Raw genomic sequence first — 22,197 nt, forward strand, 5'->3', positions numbered from 1 at the left:
ATCCGGACGGACGCGCACTTTCCACTGTAACGGTTCAGGCCCCGTGAGGTCGAACCGGCGGATCAGCGAACAGATCCTGGGGGACCTTGACGCAGCGCCGGAATCCGCGGGCGAAGCCGCCCCGGCGCAGCACCAGCTCCTGGCACCGCTCGTCGGGATGCACCCAGACGCCCCGGCCCGGAAGCCGACGCCCGGGGTCGGGGGTCACGACGCCGTCGGTCAGCACGAAACGCAGCAGCGCCGCCTGGTCATCAACCAGGCGGCACCCCTGACACGTGCGTTGCGGACTCACTCCGCGTCGGACCGGATATCGATCCGCCAGCCGGTGAGGCGGGCCGCCAGCCGGGCATTCTGCCCTTCCCGGCCGATGGCCAGGCTGAGCTGGTAGTCCGGCACCACGACACGGGCGGCCCGAGCCGCGGCGTCGACGACGGTGACCTGGCTCACCTTGGCCGGGCTGAGGGCTTGCGCGACGAACTCCGCCGGGTCCTCGGACCAGTCGATGATGTCGATCTTCTCCTCGTTCAGCTCGCGCATCACGGCGCGCACCCGCTGACCCATGGGGCCGATGCAGGCACCCTTGGCGGACACGTCGGGATTGTGGCTGACGATGGCGATCTTGGTGCGGTGGCCGGCCTCGCGGGCGATCTCCTTGATCTCCACCACGCCCTGCTCGATCTCCGGCACCTCCAGCGCGAACATCTTCTTCACCAGGCCGGGGTGGGTGCGGGAGACGATCACCTGCGGCCCCTTGGCCTCCTTGCGGACGCTGACCACGAAGACCCGCAGCCGCTTGCCGTGGGTGTACTGCTCGCCGGGGGCCTGCTCGGCCAGCGGCATGATGGCTTCCATCTTGTTGCCGATGTCCAGCCGGATGGTGCGGGAATCGCGGTCCTGCTGGACGGTGCCCAGGATGATGTCGCCCTCGCTGGCGGCGAAGTGGCCGAACTTCTGCTCGTCCTCGGCCTCCCGCAGCCGCTGGAAGATCACCTGGCGCGCGGTGGCGGCGGCCACCCGGCCGAAGTCGGCGGGGGTGTCGTCGTACCAGCCGACGATCTGGTTCTCCTCGTCACGCTCGGGCACCATCACCGCGAACTTGCCGCTCTTGCGGTCCAGTTCCACCCGGGCTCCCCGGATGGGGTGCTCGGTCTTGTCATAGGCATTCAGCATGGCGTCTTCCAACGCCTGCACCAGGTAGTCGAGCGGGATCTCCTTCTCCCGCTCGATCGAACGCAGTGCCGCCATGTCGATGTCCATCAGTTCTCCTCATTCCCGTGGTCCGACTCATCGTCGTCCTCGAAGTCGTCGTCCTCGGTCTCGTCGGAGTCGTCACCGATCTCGTCGAGCTCAGGGTCGTGCTTGCGGTTCATCTCCACCTGGACGGTGGCCTTGGTGATCTCGTCGAAGCCCAGCACGCGCACCGGGGCGGTGTCCTTGGGGAGCTTCTTGCCCGGTTCGGCTTCCACGGTCAGGGTGACCTCGGTGTCGGTGGTCTGGGTGATCCGGCCGCGGACGGTGCCGCCGTCGATCAGCACAACCAGCACCAGCCGGCCGGTGTTGCGCCGGAAGTGCTTGGGCTCTTCCAGAGGCTTGCCGACGCCGCGTGAGCTCACCTCGAGCGTGAAGGGGGCCTGGCCCAGCTCGGGCGCCTCGTCCAGGGCGTCGGAGATGTCCCGGGTGGCGGTGGCGATGTCGTCCAGCAGCGGGCCGCGACCCTTGGGGCCATCACCGTCGACGGTGATCCGCAGCACCTTGCGCTTGCCGGCGGGGATGATGTCCAGATTGTCCAGTTCGAGGCCGTGCGCCTCGAGGATCGGCATGATGATGGGCTTCACGACGCGTTCCTGCATGATCGCTGCCCCCTTTCAGTTGTGATCCAGTTGTGTGATCAATTGTCCACCCGACGCCGACGGGCGTCAGGATCCGGACAAGCCTACCGAACTTCGGGCGGCTAGGATTCCGGCATGCGCAGCCCCGCCCCCACCCGTCGCGGTCTCCTGCTGGGTGGGTCTACCCTGGGCGTCGGCCTGCTGGCCGGCTGTGTCTCCTCCCCCACCGTGCGCGGCGGCTCCGCCGCGGTCTCCTCGGCTCCTTCCGCGCCGCCCGACCCGGCGCTGGTGCAGGCGCGCGACGACGAGCAACGACTGGTCACACTGCTGGCTGCTGCCCTGGCCGCCCCCACGGCCCCCCGGTCCCCGGCCCAGACCGCCGCCCTGAAACAGCTTCAGGGGGCCCATGTGGCGCACCTGGCCCTGCTTGGCCATGACGAGCCACTGCAGCCGGGCGGCGCCCCGAGCCCGCAGCCCGCCGCCACCCCGGCGCCGGACGCGTCGGACTGGAAGACTCTGTCCGGCAAGCTCGCAGCCCTGGAGATGTCGGCGCAGCAGCACCACCGACAGGCCGCGCTGGCCGCCGCCGATGACCCCACCTGCCTGCTCTACGCCTCGTTGTCAGCATTCGCTGGGCTGAACGCCACCCCGGGCCGGCCCGTCGTGGCGGGCGGCAGCGTACCGTCCGGGGTTGAAGTGGGCAGCCGGGCCGACGCGCTCGGGGTGCTGCTCAGCCGCTGGCGCGCCCTGGCGGAGGGCCTCGAGATCGGCATCGGTCAGCTGCCGGACAAGGACCCGGCGCTGGCACCGGGCCGCCAGCGGTTGGTGGCGGTGTGGGCGGAGCGGGACCGGACGGCCGCGCTACTGCGGCAGGCCAGGCAGGACGTTGCGCCGGCCGAGCTGAACTACCAGATGCCGGGCACGTTCACCTCACCGGCCGAAATCGGCAAGACCTGGACGGCACTGGAGGCCGCGGTCTACGCGGCCTGGGCACGGTTGGCCGCGGCCTCGACGGGTGCCGAGCGGGCAACCGCCCTGGACGCCATGGCCGCTCAGGCGGCCCGGGCCTACCCGGCGGGCAGCCCGGTGCCGTACTGGCCCGGCTGGGTCTAGACCAGCAACTGCAGGGTGTCCCAGGCCAACTTCATAACCAGGGCGGAGATGACCAGCAGGAAGACCTTGCGGACGAAGGCATTGCCGCGGCGCACCGCCGTCCGCGCACCGAGCAGCCCGCCGGTCAGGTTGGCCGCGGCCATGCACAGCGCCACCGGCCACAGGATGCTGCCGTGCAGGACGAAGACGCTGATCGCGGCCAGGTTGGTGGTCAGGTTGGCCAGTTTGGTCAGCGTCGAGGCCTCCAGGAAGCCGTAGCCCATCACCGAGACCAGGGCGATCACGAAGAAGGTGCCGGTGCCGGGGCCGATCAGCCCGTCGTAGACCCCGACGCCGCCGCCGATCACCAGCAGACGGGCCAGGTGGCCGCGCCCGTCGTGTCGCAGTTTCTGCTGCAGACCCAGCTGCGGACGACGCACCGTGTAGCCGCCCACCACCAGGATCACCACCAGCACCAGTGGGGTGAACCATTCGCGCGGCATGCGGTGGGCCAGGTTGGCGCCCGCCGTGGAGCCCAGCCATGCGGTGACCATCAGGGGCAGTGCGCTGCGCCAGTCCACCCGAACGGTGCGCAGGTAGGTGAGCGACGCCATCAGGGTGCCGGCGGCAGCGGGCACCTTGTTGGTGCCGGCGATGGTGGCCACCGACGTGTCGGCGGGCAGCCCGATCAACAGGGCGGGTAGCTGGATCAGCCCTCCCCCGCCGACCACGGCATCCACCCAGCCCGCGATGAAGGCGGCCAGCATCAGGCCGATCAGGACGTGCGTCGCGAGGATCATCCGAGCAGGGCAATTCCCTCGGCCTCGGCGGCGGCGCGCATCTTCTCGTCACGAGTCGCGAGAGGACATCCGGTGACACTCGCCGCCCAGACATAGCTGGCATCGTAGGCCGTCAGGCCATGCTCCCGGGCCAACGGAAGCAATGCATAGGGCGACGGGTCCAACTCCACCTGCTCCAGGGGGAGACCTTCCAACGCGACCAGCATCTCGGACAGTTGAGCCGTCGTGATGCGGCCACGCTTGACTGCCACCAACAGACCATTCAGCACCTCGAGTTGCCACAACGGCGTGACCAAGCCACCGTCGTGCAGCACCTCGTCAAGAACGACGTCCAATTCCTCGTCCGAGACCTCGTGCAGCAGCCAGGCCAGGGGCAGCGAAGCATCCAGCACGACGCTCATCGGCGGCCTTCCTCAATGGCAGCCTTGATGTCGAACGTGGGGTCAGGCGGGATTGATGCCCGCAACCTCGCGAAGGCGGCCTTCACCTCCTCTGGGTCTCGCTTCCCACCCTTGATGGGTACCAGCTTGGCCACCGGGCGGCCGTGCTTGGTGATGGTGTAGCTGGCACCCGCCTCCACCTCGTCCAGGAGGCGGGGCAGATGGGTCTTGGCCTCGTAGCTGCCGATCTCGGCCCGCGCTGCAGTGGTCATGTATTCAGACTAGACTCAGACCAGTTTGGCGGCAAGGGTTCAGGGGGCCGAAGTCCAGCGACGCCAGGTGTCCACCAGCTCGTCGAAGCCCACGTCAGCCAGACCGTCGACCCGCAGCGCGACGCCCGCCACCGACGCCGTGTCCTGGCCGGTCACCCCGACGGTGCAGCAGCCGGCCGTCACCGCCGCGGTCGCTCCTGTCACGGAGTCCTCGAAGGCAAGGCACCGGGCGGGGTCGACGCCCAGCAGCCGCGCCGCCTCCAGGTAGAGGTCCGGGGCGGGCTTGCTGCGCGCCACCTGGTCCTCCCCCACCAAGTGGGCATAGGGCACCCGCCCCCAACCGGACAGGATCTCGCGCAGCAGCCAGGTCTCATTGGCGGAGACCAGCAAGTTGGGCACCCCGGCCTGCTCGGCCTGGGCCATCAGCTCCCGGACACCGGGCAGCACCACGGGCCCGTCGGCCAGGTACTCCTGGATGGCCAGGTCGCACAGCGCCTTGCGCACGGCTGCCCGGTCCCCCACCGGAACCCCGGCGGCCGCGTGGAGCCAGTCGATGGTGCCGTCCAGACTGGCGCCGGGTTTGCGGTCCAGCTCGACGCCGGACCGCGGGCCGCCGAGCTGCGCCAGCCAGCGCAGCTCAGCCCGCTCCCAGGAGCCCTCGGAATCAACCGTCGTGCCGTCAAAATCCCACAACAAGGCGGCAGGTAGGTCGGCGGTCACAGTTCCTCCTTGGTCCTGGGAGCGGTTCGTCTGCCGGCTCAGTGGCCGTGGATCTCCCTGAGCACCTCGGCCAGCGCATCCTCGACCGCCACCGAGCGCTTCTCGCCACTCTTGCGGTCGCGGATCTCCACCAGGCCATTGGCCAGGTCCCGGCCCACCACTACGGCGGTGGGCATGCCCAGGATCTCCTGGTCGGCGAACTTCACGCCCGGGCTGGCCTTGCGGTCGTCGTAGAGCACCGCGACGCCGGCCTCGTCCAGCTCGGTGGCCAGCTTCTCGGCGGCGGCGAAGATCTCCTCGCCCTTGCCGGTGGCGACGATCTCCACGTCGAAGGGCGCCAGGCCGCGGGGCCAGCACAGGCCCTTGTCATCGCAGGTTCCCTCGGCGACGGCCGCCACCGCGCGGGAGACGCCCACGCCATAGGAGCCCATAGTGACCGTCACCAGCTTGCCGTTCTGGTCCAGCACCTTCAGCCCCAGTGACTCGGCGTACTTGCGGCCCAGCTGGAAGATGTGGCCCATCTCGATGCCGCGGGCCAGGGTCAGCGGCCCGGAACCGTCGGGTGCCGGATCACCCTCGCGCACCTCGGCGACGTCGATCACGCCATCGGGAGTGAAGTCCCGCCCGCACACCAGATCGATCACGTGGTGGCCGGGCTCATTGGCGCCCGTCACCCAACGGGTTCCCGGCACGACGCGCGGATCACACAGGTAGCGCACCTTGCTGACATTCTTCTCACCCAGCACCTCGGGGCCGATGTAGCCCTTCTTCAGGTTGGGGAAGTTCTCGAAGTCGGCGTCGGTGAAGTCCAGTACCTCGGCCGGCTCCATCGCGGCCTCCAGCCGTTTCTCGTCGACGGCGCGGTCACCGGGCAGGCCGATCGCCAGCGCCTCTTCCTTGCCGTCGGGATGGCGCAGCTTGAAGACCACATTCTTCAGGGTGTCGGCGCCGGTCCACTCCCGGTCTTCCCGCGGGAAGTCCCGGTTGAGCAGGGCAACCAGGGTCTCGATGGTCTCCGAGCCGGGGGTGTCCTCGACGTGTGCGGCGGGCACCTCGGCCCAGTCGACGGCCTCGGGGGCGGGGATCCGCACGGCCTCCACATTGGCGGCATAGCCCCCGGGCGAACGGACGAAGGTGTCCTCACCATTGGGCGCGACGGCCAGGAATTCCTCGCTCTTGGAGCCGCCCATCGCACCAGCCATCGCCTGCACGATCACGTAGTCGAAGCCCAGCCGGTCGAAGATCTTGATGTAGGCCTCGCGGTGCTTCTGGTAGCTGGCCTCCAGCCCGGCGTCGTCGACGTCGAAGGAGTAGGAGTCCTTCATCACGAACTCGCGGCCACGCAGGATGCCGGCGCGGGGACGCGCCTCGTCGCGGTACTTGTTCTGGATCTGGTAGAGGCTGAGCGGCAGATCCTTGTAGGAGCTGTAGAGGTCCTTGACCATGAGGGTGAACATCTCCTCATGGGTGGGGCCGAGCAGCAGGTCCGCGCCCTTGCGATCCTTGAGCCGGAAGAGGTTGTCGCCGTACTCGGTCCACCGGTTGGTCGACTCGTAGGGTTCCCGCGGCAGCAGCGCCGGGAAGTGCACCTCCTGCGCGCCGATGGCGTCCATCTCTTCCCGGACGATGGTCTCCACCTTGTGCAGCACCTTCAGACCCAGCGGCAGCCAGGAGTAGATGCCGGGCGCGACCCGACGGATGTAGCCGGCACGCACCAGCCAGCGGTGGCTCGGCACCTCGGCGTCGGCGGGATCATCGCGCAGCGTGCGGACGAACAGGGAACTCAGACGAGTGATCATGATCAACTTCCTGCACCGCGAGGAACGCCCTCGGCTGCCCTTCAGCCTGGCGTCGGAGTGCGCAGCCAAGACTAGCCGCCCGGACCGGCCGGGGTCGCGTGACTTTGATTTGCCAACTAGCCACCCAACCGGGCATCATGTTCTTGAGGCACCCGCGCGATAACCCCCGAGATCGCGCGGGTGCTTCCTGAATTTTTTGAACACACGAAGTGATTGAGCGAAGAATTACCCGGCAGGGCGTCCGCTGGGCCGCTCAGTACAGCACGGTGGCGAAGCGTCCGATGGTGGCGAAACCCACACGTTCGTACAGTTTGATGGCCGGCGTGTTGTAGTCATTGACGTACAGGCTGACCACCGGCCACCGCTCCCGGCAGAACCGCACCACGGCCGCCATCGCCGGCCCGGACAGGCCCTGCCCACGCAATGCGGGGTCCATCCAGACCCCTTGGACCTGGCAGAACATCCCGGTGGCGCAGCCGACGTCGGACTTGAACAGCACCCGGCCCTTCTCCAGGATCCCGAAGGCCCGGCCCTGCTGGATGGTGCGCCGGACATGGTTGCGATAGCTCCCGGTGGCCTCCAACGGGTTCACCCCAACCTCCTCGGTGTACATCTTCACGGCGGCCTCGAAGTAGGCGTCGAAGTCCTTCATGGTGATCCGCTCCACCCGGGGATCCGCCGGGAGTTGGCTGTCCTCACTGATGGACATCAGCGGCTGCTCGGGCCGCAGGTCACGGACCTCGGACCACTGCCCCCCATAGCTCTGGCTCAGCCCCTCCCACAGCCGGATGGTCGGCTCGGCGACGCCCATGATGGACGCCGCCCGGCGCCGGGGCCCCAAGTAGCGGATGTAGGCCTGCAGCGCCTCGTCATCGGCATTGACCGGCACCAGATTGGACCCGGCATGGCACAGACTGACCAACTGCCGGTCACGTTCGTAACCCACCACCTGACAGCCGAGCATGAAGGGATCGAGCCCGGCATTCTCCACCCGGGAGGCGACGAAGACATTCTCCAGCGGGCTGGCCATCAACAGGGCCATCACCTCGTCCAGGTCATCATTGCCCAGGATCCGCAGCGATCCAGCGGCGGCCTCCTGGCCGGTGGTCGGTTGCGCCACCATCCGCCGGAGCTCAGCTGACCTGGACCTGGGGCGAACCCACCTCGGCAATTTCTCCAGCAAGACGGTTGGCCTCCTCAATCAGGGTCTCGACGATCAGGTCCTCGGGCACGGTCTTGATCACCTCACCCTTCACGAAGATCTGGCCCTTGCCATTACCCGCGGCCACACCCAGATCCGCCTCCCGGGCCTCGCCGGGGCCGTTCACGACGCAGCCCATCACGGCCACCCGCAGCGGGGCCTCCATCCCCTCCAGCCCCTCGCTCACCTTGTCCGCCAGACCCCAGATGTCCACCTGGGCCCGGCCGCAGCCGGGGCAGCTGACCACGTCGAGCTTGCGCGGGCGCAGACCCAGCACCTCCAGCATCTTGGTGCCCACCTTGACCTCCTCTACGGGGTCCGCGGACAGCGAGACGCGAATGGTGTCACCAATCCCCTCCGCCAGCAGGATCGAGAAGGCGGCGGTGGACTTGATGGTGCCCTGGAAGGCGGGGCCGGCCTCGGTGACGCCCAGGTGCAGCGGGACATCGGTCTGCTGCGCCAGCAGCCGGTAGGTCTGCACCATGGTGACCGGGTCGTTGTGCTTCACGCTGATCTTGTAGTCGCGGAAGCCCACCTCCTCGAACAGGCTGGCCTCCCACAGCGCGGACTCCACCAGCGCCTCCGGGGTGGCCGAGCCGTACTTCGTCATCAGCCTCGGGTCCAGCGAACCGGCATTGACGCCGATCCGCAGGCTGACCCCAGCGTCGGTGGCGGCCTTGGCGATCTCCGCCACCTTGTCGTCGAACTTCTTGATGTTGCCCGGGTTCACCCGCACGGCCGCGCAGCCGGCGTCGATGGCGGCAAAGACGTACTTCGGCTGGAAGTGGATGTCGGCGATCACCGGGATGGCGGACTTCTTCGCGATGATCGGCAGCGCCTCGGCATCGTCCTGGCTGGGGCAGGCCACGCGCACGATGTCGCAGCCGGCGGCAGTGAGCTGCGCGATCTGTTGCAGCGTGCCGTTGATGTCGGTGGTCTTGGTGGTGGTCATGGACTGCACCGAGATCGGCGCCTCACTGCCCACCTGCACCTTGCCGACGTGGATCTGGCGGGTCTTGCGGCGGGGCGAGAGCACGGGGTCGGGAAGCGCGGGCATACCAAGGGCAACGGTCATGATGCCAAGACTAATGGACGCCCCAGGTGGCGACGTGCTGGTCACACGTCGAGGCGGACACGGAACTGCCCCGCACCTCCTGGCCGGAGGGGCGGGGCAGCACCGGTTCACTGGCTCCGGATCACTTGGCGGGGTTCTTGATCTCCACCCGGGTCTCTGCCATGACCTTGCCGTCCCGAACGATCACGGCCGAGGCGGTCTGCCAGGAGGGCTGGCGCGGCGACTGGTAGCCGTCGGCAGCCGGGACGGTGAAGGTCTGCTCCCGACCCTTCCAGACGGCGGACACCCGCAGCTGGTCACCCGGCTGGGAGTCCCGGACGCTGAAGGAGAAGGACTTCTTCTCCGCCTTGCCGGCGATCACGGGCGGAGTGCAGGAGGCCTCCTTGGTGATCGAGACCCGGGTCTGTTCCAGGGCCTTGCCGTCACGCACCACGACGGCGGTGGCGTCGGTCCAGCTCGGCTTGGGGCCGCTCCACCACCCGGCGTCGGTCAGCTCGACGGTGGTGTACTGCGCCTGGCCATTCCAGTGGCCGTCGATCCGCAGCTTGTCCCCCGCGACGAAGTCGGTGGCCTTGAAGCCGAAGGACTCGCAGTTCTGGCTCGGGGTGATCACCGGGGTCTTGGGCGCCGGCTTGGCGTCGGACAGGCCCACCAGCACCGGGTCGTGGTCGCTGGAGGCGTACGGCGTCGGGGCGTAGAAGTCGGTGATGTTGTAGTGGCGACGCGAGTACTGCATCGCCACCGACTCGTCGCCGTTGATGTTCAGGTCGTCGGCGCCGGTGACCATCGCCAGCGCCTTCTCATTGGCGAAGGCGTGGTCCAGCGAGCCCAGCCGGCCACCGAACTGGTAGCTGGTGGACTCGGGGCTGAACTTGCGCACCAGGTTGGTGAAGCCCGCCGCTTCGATGATCTGCACCGGGGTCTCCCGGCTGTAGGCGTTGAAGTCACCCACCATGAAGACGGCCTCGTCGGGCCACAGCTGCTTGGTCCAGGCGGTCACGTCACGCGCCTGCTCCTCCCGTGACGGGTTGGAATTGCCCTGACCGGTGCCGTCGTCGACGCCGGAACCCTTGCTCTTGAAGTGGTTGGCGACGGCGACGAAGGTCTTGCCGCTGGTCAGGGACTCGAACTTCTGACCGAGCGGCTGGCGGGCATTGGCGAAGGCCGGGCTGTCCAGGATCACCGAGGCATCCACCGGCTTGACCTTGGAGCTCTTGTAGATGAAGGCCGTCCGGATGACGTCCTCGCTGACCGGACGGGCCACCGGACTGCGGACGTAGTCATAGGTGCCGGCGCCCACCTTGGCATTCAGGGCGTCCACCAGGGTCTTCAGCGCGGCGTCGCGGTCATGGCCGAAGCGGGCCGCGTTCTCGATCTCCATCAGACCAACCACATCGGCATCCAGCATCTCCAGCGCAGCGATGATCTTGGTCTGCTGGTCCTTCAGCGCGGCCGGGGTGTAGGCGCCCCGCACGGTGCAGCCATTGGCGGTGACGGGATTGCCGGACATGTCCTTGTAGGCCGAGCAGCCCGCCTCATCCTGGCCAAGATCAGTGAAGTAGTTGAGCACATTCATGGCGCCCAGCTTCAGCTCGCCGCCAACCGCCGGGGCGGCGGTCGGGCGGGTGTTCTGGGTGGTCAGCGGGTCATTGTCGTCGGTGGCACCGACGATCTGCTCAACCGGCTGGTAGTTCCACTGGAAGCGGTAGTCCAGGATCACCGGTTTGGTGAAGGTGACCTTGGAGTCGGTGCGCATCGGCTCGCCCTGGCTCAGGTAGGGCAGCGGGCTCTTCTGCGCGGTGGTGTTGCGCAGGTAGTCCCAGCTGGAGCCGTCGTCCAGGGTGATGTACTTCTTGGCCTGCTCCGCCTCATAGGCGGCGGCCTCGGCCGGCACGACGCGATCCGTGGCGGTCCACAGCGGCTTGTCACCGGCGGCGAGGCCGACCTGACCGTAGTTGTTCAGGTTGTAGTTGTTGGTGATGGTGTAGTTGCCCAAGGGCTGCACCAGCATCCCCTCGTAGGCCTCCTTGTCGGCGTCGGTCTGCGGCAGGGTGGCCAGCTCGGTGGGCTTCACCTCGGCGCAGTCGGTGGCGGGGGTCAGCACCGGCTTGGTGAGCTGGGTGAGGGTGTTGTACTCGGCCGGGACGCCGGTGACGGCGTAGCACTCCCCCGGCTTCACGGTGGGGGCGGCGCCGGTGTAGACGAAGATGCCATCCGAGGCCTGACCTGCGGCCTTGGCGCTGCCGCCGCTGCCGGGGGTCTGCAGGTAGAAGCCGTTGAAGCCGCCCGTCGGGTAGCTGGCGGTGACGACACCCTTGGTGGTGACGCTCTGGCCGGCCAGCGGGGTGGCGGTGCCGGTGCCTTGGATCTCCGCGATGGTCTTCTCCACGGCGGGGGTGGGCTCCGGGGTGGGCTCGGGCGTCGGATCCGGGGTGGGCTCCGGCGTCGGATCCGGGACGGCGCCCTGGTTCTCCGGCTTGGGCTCACCCTTGGTGAAGTCGGCCTGGTTGTTGCCGGTGTCAGCGCCATCCGTGCGGCTGATTGACGTCGTGTTGGACGGGGCGGGCGCGGCGGCGGTCTCCACCTTGGTGGCGGTTCCGAAACCCACCAGGTCAACCACGGCACCGCTGGCATCCACCAGCTCCACGCTGCCGGCGGTGGCGCTCATGGCGGCGGTGCAGGTGGCGTCGGGGGTGGGCAGCGCCTGCGTGCCGGCCGTGCCCTTGGCCTGCTGCACCAGGAAGTGCTTGCCGGGCTGGACGCTGCCGCTCAGGGTGCACGAATTGCCGGGGTTGCCGGCGGCCGAGTAGTAGTTCAGCTTCCAGCCGGTGACGTCGATGGCCGCGCCGGTGCCATTGAACAGCTCGACGAAGTCATGGGTGTACGGCGCGCCGCTGTTGCCGCCTCCGCCGTAGACCTCGTCGATCACCAGGTGATCGGTGGCTGCCTGGGCGGGCAGGGCGGCGAGGCCTTGCGCGACCATGCCAAGGCCCAGGGCCGCGGCGGTCAGGCCGCCGCGCCAGGACCCGGAAATGCTGTGGGACATGGGAATCTCCAGTGGGAAATGTGGGGTTGGCGGATGCCACCGCCACGCTATCCAGCTGAGAGCAGGCTGAGTAAGCCCCTCAGCGTGGGGGTAGTTCACTGTTCACCGGAATGTCACCCGCTCTGCGCGTCCAACTGTCGCCCTGCTGACCCAACCGTCGCCCTACGACAGAAATAACCATCGGAAGGCAACCGTCCAACGAGCAAGCCAACCCCAACTCGGGCAGGGCAACCGTCCACCGAGCAAGCCGGAGGCGGACAGCCTCAGAGCAATTTGATCGGCGTGACCAGGTCGGCCAGCACCAGCACCAGACCCGCGACGGCCAAGAAGGCGCCCACTGCGTAGGCCACGGGCAGCATCCGGGCGGTGTCGACGTGCCCCGGGTCGGGGCGGCCGAGCAGTCGGGTGAGCCCGCGTTTGAGTGCCTCGTACAGGGCGCCGGCGATGTGGCCGCCGTCCAGCGGGGGCAAGGGGACGCAGTTCAGCAGGCAGACGAACAGGTTGACCGAGGCCAGCATGGAGAACCAGGAGGCAACCTTGTCCCCCGCCTCCAGCTGCTGGTTCCCGGCAATCTGGCCGGCCACCTGACTGGCCCCGATGATCGAGATCGGGCCGTTGGCGTCGCGTTTCTGGCCGGTCACCAGATCGGCGGCCACATTCCACACCTTCACCGGGAAGGCCGCCAGCGCGGTCACCGACTGTTTGGTCTGCAGCCACAGATCCTGGGCGGTGTCCACCGCCCCGCCTCGTACCAGTTCGGTGCGTGGCGTGACCCCCAGGAAGCCGGCCTCGACGGTCCTTGCCGGGTCCAACCGGTCCCGCACCCCGGTCAGGATCGTCGGTGTGGCGGGAAGCTCCACCCGTTGTCCGTCGCGCTCCACCACCAGCGCGGCGGGATTGGCCCGGTTGGCCCGGATCAGCTCGCTCAACTCCTCCCAGCTGCGCAGCGGGGTTCCGTTGAAGGCGACGATCCGATCGCCCGGACGCACCCCGGCCCGCATGGCGGGCGAGGATGGGTCACCGGGCTGGCAGGTGCGCTCGGCCCGGGTGACGGGGACGACGCACTGGCTGACGGAATCGGCCACCAGCTGGGCGCGGTACTGGCCGTGCAGGCCATTCACCCCGGCCATGATCACAAAGGCCAGCACCAGGTTCATCAGCGGGCCACCGGCCATGATGATGATCTTCTGCCAGACCGGCTTCTGGTAGAACAGCCGTCCGTCGTCGGCCGGGGTGATGGACTCGTACTCCACCTCGCGTGCCTCGTCGGCCAGCCGGGCCAGCGGGCTACGGGTCTCGGCGGCGCCGGGGCGCTCGGGCGGGTACATCCCGATCAGCCGGACATAGCCGCCCAGGGGCAGCAGCTTGATCCCGTACTCCGTCTCCCCCCGTCGGATGCGCCACAGGTTCTTCCCAAAGCCGACGAAGTACTGGGTCACCTTGACGCCGAAGAGCTTGGCCGGCACCAGATGCCCCACCTCGTGCAGCGCAATCGAGGCCATGATCAGCGCGAAGAAGCCAACCGCGGCCAGCACCGTCACCACCAGGCTCATGCGCCAGCAACCTCAGCGGCCCGCCGCCGGGCCCAGGCGTCGGCGGCCAGCACGCCCTCGACGCTCATCTGTTCATCCGTGAGATGTCCGCCGGGTTGCCCGGCCAGGTTGAGGTGCTCCTCCACCACGGCGGCGATCGTGTCGACGATCTCCAGGAAGCCGATCTTGCCGTCGCAGAAGGCGTCCACCAGCACCTCATTGGCCGCGTTGTAGACCGCGGGCGCAGACCCACCACAATGGCCGCAGCGGCGGGCCAGCTCGACGGCCGGGAAGGCTTCGGTGTCGACGGGTTCGAAGTGCCAGTCCACGGGGCTGGACCAGTCATTGGGCTTCGAGGCGCCCTCGATCCGGTGCGGCCAGTCCAGGCCCAGGGCGATCGGGAGCTTCATGTCCGGCGGGCTGGCCTGGGCAATGGTGGCGCCGTCATGGAACTCCACCATCGAGTGGACGATGGAGCCGGGGTGCACCACGACGGTGATGTCGTCCAGGTCCACGCCGTAGAGCAGGCCGGCCTCCAGCAGTTCCAGGCCCTTGTTGACCAGCGTCGACGAGTTGATGGTGATCACCCGGCCCATGTCCCAGCTGGGATGGGCGCTGGCTTGGGCGGGCGTCACGTCGGCCAGCTCCTCGCGGGTGCGGCCGCGGAAGGGGCCGCCGGAGCAGGTGAGGATGAGGCGACGCACCTCGTCCGCGGTGCCGGCCCGCAGGCACTGGGCGAAGGCGGAGTGTTCGGAGTCGACGGCCACCAGCTGGCCCGGCGCGGCAGCCTCGGTCACCAGCCGTCCGCCGATCACCAGGGATTCCTTGTTGGCCAGCGCCAGGGTGGTGCCCGCAGCGAGCGTGGCCAGCGTGGGCTGGAGACCGGCGGCGCCGGTGATGCCGTTGAGCACCACGTCGCACTCCAGCGCGGCCAGCTGGGTGGCGGCGTCGGGACCCAGCAGGATCTTGGGCAGCCGGACGTCCCCCTCATTCCAGCCGCGCTGCTTGGCCTGGGCATAGAGCGCCAGCTGCAGGTCCTGCCCCGCCGTGGCCTTGGCAAGGGCCACCACGTCGGGTTGGAAATCCAGGATCTGGGCGGCGAACAGCCCGACGTCGGAGCCGCCCGCGGCCAGACCCACCACCCGGAAGCGCTCCCGACGGGTCGAGATCACCTCCAGTGCCTGGGTGCCGATGGATCCGGTGCTGCCCAGGATCACCACACTGCGCGTCTGTTGTTCTGCCACGTCCCTCATCCTGACACAGCCCTCCGACAATTCCGGGGCCGTGGCCCGTCACACCCGTCGGGCCAGCGCCAGCAGTTCGTCCCTGACCCGACGGGGAGCCGCCATCATCACGTTGTGCCCAGCGCGGGGAACCACGACGCGACGACAGCCAGGCAGTCGGTGGGCGATCGCCTCCGAATCCTTGGGCGGCACCACCAGGTCAAGGCTGCCGTTCAGCACCAGGCTGGGGACACCGTGGTAGACCGCCAGAGCCGGTTCCCGATGATGGGTGGACAGGCTGGGCAGGAAGGCTGCCATCGTGGCAAATCCGGCCTGACCTGCCATTTCGCCCGTGAGTCGGACGTCGGTGCGCGATGTACGCCAACCACAGCAGCTCACCCACAGCCCGGCACTGAGCACCGGACCCAGCCCACTCACCAATCGCCAGCTGTTGCGGTGCCGGGCCAACCGACCGAAGACCCAAGCCCCACCCGCCTGCACCAGGTGCGCGCCACGCAACCCCAACCCCAGGAAGCCCAGCCCATCGCCGTTGGCCGAGGTGGCGACGAAGGCCACCGCCCCCACCCGGTCTGCCACCAACCGCGGATGACGCTCCGCCAGTGCCATCAGGGCCATCCCACCCATCGAGTGCCCCACCAGCACCAGCGGACCGGTGGTGTGCACCATCATCAGCTCGGCCAGGTCATCGGCCACCCGCTCGATCGTGCAGCCCAGCAGGTCCGGATTGGCGGATTCGCCGTGGCCCCGCAGGTCCCAGACCAGGACCCGGAAACCGGCCGCGGCCAGCGCCTCGGCCTGGGCGTGCCAACACTGGTGGGCCTGGGCGTAGCCGTGGGTGAGCACCACCGTCACCGCTCCGGTCTCGGGCCCGCTGAACCTCCCCCACAGCCGAACACCGTCGCCCGTGGTGTGCCAAAACTCGCCCATGGATCGAGCCTACGCCCAGCTCCTGTCCGCTCCGGCGGGCGGCAGCGCAGCCCAACTAGGCTGGCAGCCATGATGACGGCGGAGCATGAGATCGACTCGCTGGCGGCCTTCGACGCCCACCTGGCGGCCGGCCTGCGGCTGAACCGATGCGTGGTCCAGTCGGTGGACCTGACCGAACGCAGCGAGCAGTTGAAGCGCACGTCGGTGGAGGCGGCGATCTTCCTGGGGTGCCTGATGCGGCCCGGCATCGACGACTCGCTGCGCGGCCGCGGCGCCCTGGTCTTCCCGCGACTGCCGGAGCTGCCCTTCAACCCCTACCGGCCACGGATGTACGAGACGCCGGACCTCTTCGACGCCGTGCTGACCGGCGGCGACTATGCCGACTGCCACGACGCCCGGATCTACGCCTGGCACCGGGCTCAGGGCATCCAGCCCAGTCTGGGCGCCACGTTGTCGATGAGCCTGCACGACCATTCCATGAGCGAATCCCTGGACGACTGGTGCGCCAGCCGCCCGCCGCAGACCACCATCGGGATCATGGGCGGCCACGCCGCGGCGCGGGGCACCGAGACCTTCCGGCAGGCCGCCCGGCTGGCCGGGGACCTGACCCGGGGCGGTCGGCTTGTGATGACCGGCGGCGGCCCGGGCGCGATGGAGGCCAGCAACCTGGGCGCCTACCTGGCCGGGGAGCCGGAGGCCCTGGACGACGCGATCGAGGTGCTGGCGGCGGCCGCCGACTTCCATGCGAACCTCACCGCCTGGGCGCATGCCATGGTGGAGGTGCGGCGCCGCTGGCAGCCGTCGGGCGAATCCGCGGGCATCCCCACTTGGTTCTATGGCCACGAGCCGCCCAATGGTTTCGCGACGGTGATCCCCAAGTACTTCAGCAATGCCATCCGGGAGGACACGCTGCTGCAGCGCTGCCGCGGTGGGATCGTCTACCTGCAGGGGGCCGCGGGCACCGTGCAGGAGATCTTCCAGGCCGCGACGGGAAACTACTACACCCCGCTGGGCTCCGCCACCACGCCGATGGTGCTGGTGGGCCGCGAGTACTGGACCCACAGACTCCCGGCCTGGCCCTTGCTGGAGGCCCTGGGCCGGGACCGGCAGATGGGAACCCGGCTGCATCTGGTGGACCACGTCGAAGAGGCCGCTGAGGTCTTGCTGGGCTGAGGCCCCTCGACGCGAAACGGACGGGGCACCGCAGTGGCGCCCCGCCCGTCTCGGCGGTCAACTGTTGGGGATCAGACCAGACCCATGGCGATCATGGCGTCGGCAACCTTGACGAAGCCGGCGATGTTCGCGCCCAGGACGTAGTCGCCGGGGGCGCCGTACTCCTCGGCGGTGTCGATGCAGTTGTCGTGGATGTTCTCCATGATCTGCGCCAGCCGCTCCTCGGTGTACTCGAAGCTCCAGGAGTCCCGCGAGGCGTTCTGCTGCATCTCCAGCGCGGAGGTGGCCACGCCACCCGCGTTGGCGGCCTTGCCCGGGGCGTAGGCGACGCCGGCGGCCCGGAAGGCCTCGATCCCCTCCGGGGTGGTGGGCATGTTGGCGCCCTCCGCAATCACCTTGACGCCGTTCTTCACCAGCTCCTTGGCGGAGTCGCCGTTCAGCTCGTTCTGGGTGGCGCAGGGCAGGGCGATGTCGGTGGGGATGTTCCACACGGTGCCGTCGGTGTGCAGCGTAGCGCTGGGGCGACGGGAGACGTAGTCGGCGGCGCGGCCGCGCTCCACCTCCTTGACCTGCTTCAGCAGCTCCAGGTCGATGCCCTCGGGGTCGTGCACATAGCCCGACGAGTCGCTGAAGGAGTGGCACAGGGCGCCCAGCTGCTGCGCCTTCTCGATGGCGTAGATGGCCACATTGCCGCCGCCGGAGACGGTGACGCGCTGGCCGTCGAAGCTGGCGCCCTTCTGCTCCATCATCCGGTTGGCGAACAGCACGGTTCCGTAACCGGTGGCCTCGGTGCGGACCAGGGAACCGCCCCAAGTCAGGCCCTTGCCGGTGAGCACGCCGGCCTCGTAGCGGTTGGTGATCCGCTTGTACTGGCCGAACAGGTAGCCGATCTCCCGGCCGCCGACGCCGATGTCGCCGGCGGGGACGTCGGTGTACTCACCCAGGTGGCGGTACAGCTCGGTCATGAAGCTCTGGCAGAAGCGCATCACCTCGGCGTCGGACTTGCCGTGCGGGTCGAAGTCCGAGCCGCCCTTGCCACCACCGATGGGCATGCCGGTCAGGGAGTTCTTGAAGACCTGCTCGAAGCCGAGGAACTTGACGATGCCCAGGTAGACGCTGGGGTGGAAGCGCAGGCCGCCCTTGTACGGGCCCAGGGCGGAGTTGTACTCGACGCGGAAGCCACGGTTGATCTGCACCTTGCCGTTGTCATCCATCCACGGCACGCGGAAGATGATCTGCCGCTCGGGCTCGCACATCCGCTCCAGCACATTGGCCTCGGTGTACTGGGGGTGGCGCTTGAGGACGGGGCTCAGACTGTCGAGCACCTCCTTGACGGCCTGGTGGAATTCCACCTCACCGGGATTGCGCTTGACGACGGTCTCGTAGACCAGTTCCAGATCAGCCACGGGGACTCCTTCTTCCGGGCACGCAGCGCGTGCTCTACGGGGTTGGCTGGCCCGGCGCGGTCACGACTCCAGATTGGAGGCCGAACCACGCCCGGACTGGGCGCCGCACAGTGCGGTGTCCAGTTGCAGATTACAGATGCCCGGTTGCGGGCCGGTAACCGGCCAGCATGTGAATGGCCCCTTCAGTCACCGGTTCAATTCATCGTCGCGGCCAGTTGGCCGCAGGCGCCGTCGATCTCCTGGCCCCGGGTGTCGCGCACGGTCACCGGGATGCCCCAGTTCTCCAGGGTCTTCACGAAGGCCTGCTCGTCGCTCTTGCGGGAGGCCGTCCACTTGGAACCCGGCGTCGGGTTGAGCGGGATCAGGTTGACGTGCACCCAACCCCAGTCGCCGCGGGCCTTCAGCCGCTTGGCCAGCAGCGCGGCCCGCTCGGCCTGGTCATTGATGTCCTTGATCATGATGTATTCGATGCTGACCCGACGCCTGGTGGCCTTGGCATAGTTCCAGGCGGCGTCCAGCACCTCGTCCACCTTGTAGCGGGTGTTGATCGGCACCAATTCATCACGCAGCTCGTCGTCGGGGGCGTGCAGGCTGATGGCCAGCGTGATCGGCAACCCCTCGGTGGTGAGCTGCTCGATCCGCGGAACCAGCCCGACGGTGGAGACGGTGATCCCCCGCTTGCTCATCCCCAGCCCCTGCGGCGTCGGGTCGCTGATGGCGCGCACCGCCCCCAGCACCGCCTTGTAGTTGGCCAGCGGTTCGCCCATCCCCATGAAGACGATGTTGTTCACCTGGCCCACCCCGCCGGGCAGCTGACCCGACGACAGCACCTGCTCGGCCTTCATCACCTGGGCGACGATCTCCCCGGTGGACATGTTGCGCTGCAGGCCGCCCTGGCCGGTGGCGCAGAAGGGGCAGGCCATGCCGCAGCCGGCCTGGGAGCTGATGCACAGGGTGGAGCGAACATGGCTCTGCTGCTCGGCGGGCAGGCCCCGCTTGACGCCGTAGCGCATCAACACGGACTCCACCAGGCTGCCGTCGTGCAAGCGCCACAGCGTTTTCACGGTGGTGTCACCATCGCAGCGCTGCTCGCTCATCGGCGTGACCAGCTCGGGGAAGAAGCGTTGGGCCACCTCCTTCCGAGCGGCCTTGGGCAGGTCACTCCAGGTGGTCGGGTCGGTCTCGAAGCGCTCGAAGAAGTGCTTGGAGATCTGCTGTGCCCGGAAGGCGGGCAGGCCCAGCTCCTTGACCGCCTCGGTTCGCTCGTCGACGGACAGGTCGATCCAGTGTTTGGCGGGCTTGCCGCGACGCGGGGCCGCGAAGACCAGCGGCAGTTCCTTGCCCGGATCGGCCAGCGGTTCGCTGGGCAGGGCCAGGTTCTTGGGCGCCGCGTGGTTGCGGCCGTCGGGAGCGCTCACAGCCCGGGCACCATCACGAACATGGCGAACCACGCCACCGGGGCTGCCACCAGCAGCGAGTCGAGCCGGTCCATCACGCCTCCGTGTCCGGGAAGGAAGGAGCTCATGTCCTTGATCCCCACATCTCTCTTGATCATGGATTCCACCAGGTCACCGGCGGTGCCGAAGCCCACCAGCAGCAGGCCCAGTACGGCGCCCACCCACCACGGCGCATGCAGCAGCCAGACGGAGCAGACCGCCCCCAGCGCCATCCCCGCGGTGACGGACCCGACGAAACCCTCCCAGGTCTTCTTCGGGCTCACCCGTGGGGCCATCGGGTGCTTGCCGAACAACACACCGGCGATGTAGCCGCCGGTGTCGGAGGCGATCACGCACAACAGGAAGGTGACGATCCGCTGCCGGCCATTGTCGTCGGCCAGCATCAAGGCCACTGTCGAGCCCAGCAGCGGGATGTAGGCGATGGTGAACAGGCTGGCCGAGGCATCCCGGACATAGCCCTCCGCGCCGAGCCGCAGCCGCAGCACCAGGCAGACCAGCGTGGTGACGGCCAACAGCCCGATGATCAGGGTGTTCGACGGCATGTGCTGGGCCGGGTGCTGACCCGCGTAGTAGGAGCCGATCACCGTCGCAGCGGTGCCGGCCACGATCGGCACGATCTCCGAGCGGGCCCCCACCCGGGCAAGCGCATTGTGCACCTCCACCGCACCCAGGCTGAGCGCGACGGCCACCAGCAGGATGAAGCCCCAGTTCCACCAGGCCAGCGTGGCCACGACGGAACCGAACAACCCCACACCCACCGCGATCGCCGCGGGCAGGTTTCGGCCTGCCCGGGACGGGTTCGGCGGTGGTGTGAGGTCGGACGGGGCGATCTTCTCCTGGCTCATGAATGCGGTGCTCAGACCTCGAGCAGCTCGGCTTCCTTGGACTTCAGCAGCTCGTCGATCTGCTCGACGAACTTCTTGGTGGAGGCGTCCAACTGCTTCTCGGCGCGGGTGGCCTCGTCCTCGCCGATCTCCTTGTCCTTCTCCAGCCGCTTGATGGCATCGTTGGCGTGCCGACGCACATTGCGCACGCTGACCCGGCCCTCCTCCGCCTTGTGCTTGGCCATCTTGATGTACTCCTTGCGCCGTTCCTCGGTCAGGGCGGGCAGGATGCAGCGGATCATGTTGCCGTCATTCGACGGGTTCACGCCCAGGTCGGAATCCCGCACCGCCTTCTCGACGGCATTCAGCGCGGACCGGTCGAAGGGCGTGATCAGGATGGTGCGGGCCTCCGGCACCTGGAAGGTGGCCAGCTGCTGCAGCGGCGTCGGCGCGCCGTAATAGTCCGCCATCAGCTTGTTGAACATGGCGGGGTGGGCACGGCCGGTGCGGATCCCCGCGAACTCCTCGCGGGCGAAGTCGACGGCGGAGGCCATCTTCTTCTCGGCGTCCTTGATGATGTCGGTGATCACGATGATTCCTTCGGTTTTCAGTGGGAACTGCTTCGTTTTTCCTGCGGTCCTGCGGGCACTCAGCGGTGGATCGTGGTGCCGATCTGCTCGCCATTGGCGGCCTTGGCGATGTTGCCCTCGACGGTCAGGTTGAAGAAGACCATCTTCAGGTTGTTGTCCCGGGCCAGGGAGATGGCGGCGGCGTCGGCCACCTTGAGGTCCTTGGCCAGGTACTCGTCATAGCTCAGCTCGTCGAACATCGTGGCGTTCGGATTGGTCTTGGGGTCGGAGTCGAAGACCCCGTCGACGCCCTGCTTGCCCATCAGCAGGGCCTCGCAGCCGATCTCCAGGGCGCGCTGGGCGCTCACGGTGTCGGTGGAGAAGTACGGCATCCCGGCACCGGCGCCGAAGATCACCACGCGGCCCTTCTCCAGGTGACGCGCGGCGCGTCGCGGAATGTACGGCTCGGCCACCTGGGTCATGGTGATGGCGCTCTGCACCCGGGTGGGGACCCCGGCCTTCTCACAGAAGTCCTGCAGGGCAATGGCATTCATCACGGTGCCCAGCATGCCCATGTAGTCGGCGCGTTCGCGCTCCATGCCATTCTGGCTCAGCTCGGCGCCGCGGAAGAAGTTGCCGCCACCGACGACGATGGCCACCTCCACCCCACTCTTGGCGACGTCGGCCACTTGCTGGGCGATGTTGGCGACGACTGCCGGGTCCACGCCGACCTTGCCGCCGCCGAAGACCTCGCCGGACAGCTTCAGCAGCACTCGCTTGTAGGGCTTGCTCACGAATTCCTCCTCTTGAGAACGCCAAGGCGTAGCGCCAGCCACTCTACTGGACACGGC

21 protein-coding genes are annotated in these 22,197 nt (G+C 68.3%); 2 read left to right on the plus strand and 19 right to left on the minus strand.

Going from position 1 to position 22,197, the window contains the following annotated elements:
- Window positions 1–34: 34 nt before the first annotated feature.
- From AAEX60_RS04660 to rimP, 3 genes are read right to left on the minus strand one after another with little or no spacing between them, the layout of a single operon-like run.
- Window positions 35–292 carry a YlxR family protein gene (locus tag AAEX60_RS04660; RefSeq protein WP_342101549.1) on the minus strand — a complete coding sequence of 86 codons (258 nt, stop codon included), beginning with the start codon at window positions 290–292 and terminating at the stop codon, window positions 35–37.
- The gene (gene nusA / locus AAEX60_RS04665) at window positions 289–1,257 is read right to left on the minus strand and encodes a transcription termination factor NusA (protein WP_342101550.1); all 969 of its coding nucleotides are present in this window, start codon (window positions 1,255–1,257) and stop codon (window positions 289–291) included. Before nusA ends, AAEX60_RS04660 begins: the two co-directional genes overlap by 4 nt.
- Window positions 1,257–1,850, minus strand: coding sequence for a ribosome maturation factor RimP (gene rimP / locus AAEX60_RS04670; protein ID WP_342101551.1), 594 nt, complete (start codon window positions 1,848–1,850; stop codon window positions 1,257–1,259). The genes nusA and rimP overlap by 1 nt, the downstream gene beginning before the upstream one ends.
- Window positions 1,851–1,964: 114 nt before the next feature.
- Between rimP and AAEX60_RS04675 the strand changes: the two genes are divergently transcribed.
- Window positions 1,965–2,942, plus strand: coding sequence for a DUF4439 domain-containing protein (locus AAEX60_RS04675; RefSeq protein ID WP_342101552.1), 978 nt, complete (start codon window positions 1,965–1,967; stop codon window positions 2,940–2,942).
- Here AAEX60_RS04675 and AAEX60_RS04680 read toward each other — a convergent pair.
- The 11 genes from AAEX60_RS04680 to AAEX60_RS04730 form a co-directional block, all read right to left on the minus strand.
- Window positions 2,939–3,721 (minus strand): sulfite exporter TauE/SafE family protein, encoded by a 783-nt coding sequence (locus AAEX60_RS04680; RefSeq protein WP_342101553.1) that lies wholly within the window; start codon window positions 3,719–3,721, stop codon window positions 2,939–2,941. The two genes, AAEX60_RS04675 and AAEX60_RS04680, sit on opposite strands and share 4 nt — an antisense overlap.
- A complete protein-coding gene (locus AAEX60_RS04685; protein ID WP_342101554.1) occupies window positions 3,718–4,122 on the minus strand; it encodes a type II toxin-antitoxin system VapC family toxin in 405 nt (134 codons plus the stop codon). Before AAEX60_RS04685 ends, AAEX60_RS04680 begins: the two co-directional genes overlap by 4 nt.
- Window positions 4,119–4,373 (minus strand): type II toxin-antitoxin system Phd/YefM family antitoxin, encoded by a 255-nt coding sequence (locus tag AAEX60_RS04690; protein ID WP_342101555.1) that lies wholly within the window; start codon window positions 4,371–4,373, stop codon window positions 4,119–4,121. Before AAEX60_RS04690 ends, AAEX60_RS04685 begins: the two co-directional genes overlap by 4 nt.
- 39 nt (window positions 4,374–4,412) lie before the next feature.
- The gene (locus tag AAEX60_RS04695) at window positions 4,413–5,093 is read right to left on the minus strand and encodes an HAD family hydrolase (RefSeq protein WP_342101557.1); all 681 of its coding nucleotides are present in this window, start codon (window positions 5,091–5,093) and stop codon (window positions 4,413–4,415) included.
- A 38-nt stretch (window positions 5,094–5,131) separates the two neighbouring features.
- Complete coding sequence (locus tag AAEX60_RS04700) at window positions 5,132–6,892, minus strand: proline--tRNA ligase (protein ID WP_342101558.1); 1,761 nt, start codon at window positions 6,890–6,892, stop codon at window positions 5,132–5,134.
- Between the two features lie 253 nt (window positions 6,893–7,145).
- A complete protein-coding gene (locus AAEX60_RS04705) occupies window positions 7,146–8,015 on the minus strand; it encodes a GNAT family N-acetyltransferase (protein WP_342101560.1) in 870 nt (289 codons plus the stop codon).
- Window positions 8,016–8,025: 10 nt separating this feature from the next.
- Window positions 8,026–9,168: a flavodoxin-dependent (E)-4-hydroxy-3-methylbut-2-enyl-diphosphate synthase gene (gene ispG / locus AAEX60_RS04710; protein ID WP_342101561.1), complete on the minus strand. Its 1,143-nt coding sequence runs from the start codon at window positions 9,166–9,168 to the stop codon at window positions 8,026–8,028.
- 121 nt (window positions 9,169–9,289) lie between these two features.
- The gene (locus AAEX60_RS04715; RefSeq protein WP_342101563.1) at window positions 9,290–12,214 is read right to left on the minus strand and encodes an ExeM/NucH family extracellular endonuclease; all 2,925 of its coding nucleotides are present in this window, start codon (window positions 12,212–12,214) and stop codon (window positions 9,290–9,292) included.
- A gap of 263 nt (window positions 12,215–12,477) precedes the next feature.
- Window positions 12,478–13,767, minus strand: a complete 1,290-nt coding sequence (locus tag AAEX60_RS04720; protein WP_342101565.1) for a M50 family metallopeptidase — start codon at window positions 13,765–13,767, stop codon at window positions 12,478–12,480.
- On the minus strand, window positions 13,764–14,999 hold the full coding sequence (gene dxr / locus AAEX60_RS04725; RefSeq protein WP_342101567.1) for a 1-deoxy-D-xylulose-5-phosphate reductoisomerase: 1,236 nt from the start codon (window positions 14,997–14,999) through the stop codon (window positions 13,764–13,766). The genes AAEX60_RS04720 and dxr overlap by 4 nt, the downstream gene beginning before the upstream one ends.
- Before the next feature lie 39 nt (window positions 15,000–15,038).
- Window positions 15,039–15,917, minus strand: a complete 879-nt coding sequence (locus AAEX60_RS04730) for an alpha/beta fold hydrolase (RefSeq protein ID WP_342101568.1) — start codon at window positions 15,915–15,917, stop codon at window positions 15,039–15,041.
- Between the two features lie 69 nt (window positions 15,918–15,986).
- On the opposite strand from AAEX60_RS04730, the gene AAEX60_RS04735 reads away from it, so the two are divergent.
- Entirely contained in the window at window positions 15,987–17,090 is a 1,104-nt protein-coding gene (locus AAEX60_RS04735; RefSeq protein WP_342101570.1) for an LOG family protein, read from the plus strand.
- Window positions 17,091–17,161: 71 nt separating this feature from the next.
- On the opposite strand, the gene gdhA is transcribed toward AAEX60_RS04735, so the two are convergent.
- The 5 genes from gdhA to pyrH form a co-directional block, all read right to left on the minus strand.
- Window positions 17,162–18,496 (minus strand): NADP-specific glutamate dehydrogenase, encoded by a 1,335-nt coding sequence (gene gdhA, locus AAEX60_RS04740; protein ID WP_342101571.1) that lies wholly within the window; start codon window positions 18,494–18,496, stop codon window positions 17,162–17,164.
- Window positions 18,497–18,690: 194 nt separating this feature from the next.
- Window positions 18,691–19,914: a 23S rRNA (adenine(2503)-C(2))-methyltransferase RlmN gene (gene rlmN, locus AAEX60_RS04745; RefSeq protein ID WP_342101573.1), complete on the minus strand. Its 1,224-nt coding sequence runs from the start codon at window positions 19,912–19,914 to the stop codon at window positions 18,691–18,693.
- Entirely contained in the window at window positions 19,911–20,798 is an 888-nt protein-coding gene (locus tag AAEX60_RS04750) for a phosphatidate cytidylyltransferase (RefSeq protein ID WP_342101574.1), read from the minus strand. The genes rlmN and AAEX60_RS04750 overlap by 4 nt, the downstream gene beginning before the upstream one ends.
- An 11-nt stretch (window positions 20,799–20,809) precedes the next feature.
- Window positions 20,810–21,364: a ribosome recycling factor gene (gene frr / locus AAEX60_RS04755; RefSeq protein WP_342101661.1), complete on the minus strand. Its 555-nt coding sequence runs from the start codon at window positions 21,362–21,364 to the stop codon at window positions 20,810–20,812.
- Window positions 21,365–21,426: 62 nt separating this feature from the next.
- Complete coding sequence (gene pyrH / locus AAEX60_RS04760; protein WP_342101575.1) at window positions 21,427–22,140, minus strand: UMP kinase; 714 nt, start codon at window positions 22,138–22,140, stop codon at window positions 21,427–21,429.
- Window positions 22,141–22,197: the final 57 nt, after the last annotated feature.

The organism is Luteococcus sp. H101 (genome assembly GCF_038433155.1).
In the GTDB taxonomy this organism is placed as follows: Bacteria; Actinomycetota; Actinomycetes; order Propionibacteriales; family Propionibacteriaceae; genus Luteococcus.

Bases quoted from the DNA above. Each gene is read 5' to 3' on its own strand.
- AAEX60_RS04715 (WP_342101563.1), bottom strand. From the start codon at position 12,214: ATGTCCCACAGCATTTCCGGGTCCTGGCGCGGCGGCCTGACCGCCGCG.
- AAEX60_RS04675 (WP_342101552.1), top strand. From the start codon at position 1,965: ATGCGCAGCCCCGCCCCCACCCGTCGCGGTCTCCTGCTGGGTGGGTCT.
- rimP (WP_342101551.1), bottom strand. From the start codon at position 1,850: ATGCAGGAACGCGTCGTGAAGCCCATCATCATGCCGATCCTCGAGGCG.
- AAEX60_RS04730 (WP_342101568.1), bottom strand. From the start codon at position 15,917: ATGGGCGAGTTTTGGCACACCACGGGCGACGGTGTTCGGCTGTGGGGG.
- AAEX60_RS04700 (WP_342101558.1), bottom strand. From the start codon at position 6,892: ATGATCACTCGTCTGAGTTCCCTGTTCGTCCGCACGCTGCGCGATGAT.
- ispG (WP_342101561.1), bottom strand. From the start codon at position 9,168: ATGACCGTTGCCCTTGGTATGCCCGCGCTTCCCGACCCCGTGCTCTCG.
- AAEX60_RS04735 (WP_342101570.1), top strand. From the start codon at position 15,987: ATGATGACGGCGGAGCATGAGATCGACTCGCTGGCGGCCTTCGACGCC.
- AAEX60_RS04690 (WP_342101555.1), bottom strand. From the start codon at position 4,373: ATGACCACTGCAGCGCGGGCCGAGATCGGCAGCTACGAGGCCAAGACC.
- AAEX60_RS04720 (WP_342101565.1), bottom strand. From the start codon at position 13,767: ATGAGCCTGGTGGTGACGGTGCTGGCCGCGGTTGGCTTCTTCGCGCTG.
- AAEX60_RS04685 (WP_342101554.1), bottom strand. From the start codon at position 4,122: ATGAGCGTCGTGCTGGATGCTTCGCTGCCCCTGGCCTGGCTGCTGCAC.
- dxr (WP_342101567.1), bottom strand. From the start codon at position 14,999: ATGAGGGACGTGGCAGAACAACAGACGCGCAGTGTGGTGATCCTGGGC.
- AAEX60_RS04705 (WP_342101560.1), bottom strand. From the start codon at position 8,015: ATGGTGGCGCAACCGACCACCGGCCAGGAGGCCGCCGCTGGATCGCTG.
- nusA (WP_342101550.1), bottom strand. From the start codon at position 1,257: ATGGACATCGACATGGCGGCACTGCGTTCGATCGAGCGGGAGAAGGAG.
- AAEX60_RS04680 (WP_342101553.1), bottom strand. From the start codon at position 3,721: ATGATCCTCGCGACGCACGTCCTGATCGGCCTGATGCTGGCCGCCTTC.
- AAEX60_RS04750 (WP_342101574.1), bottom strand. From the start codon at position 20,798: ATGAGCCAGGAGAAGATCGCCCCGTCCGACCTCACACCACCGCCGAAC.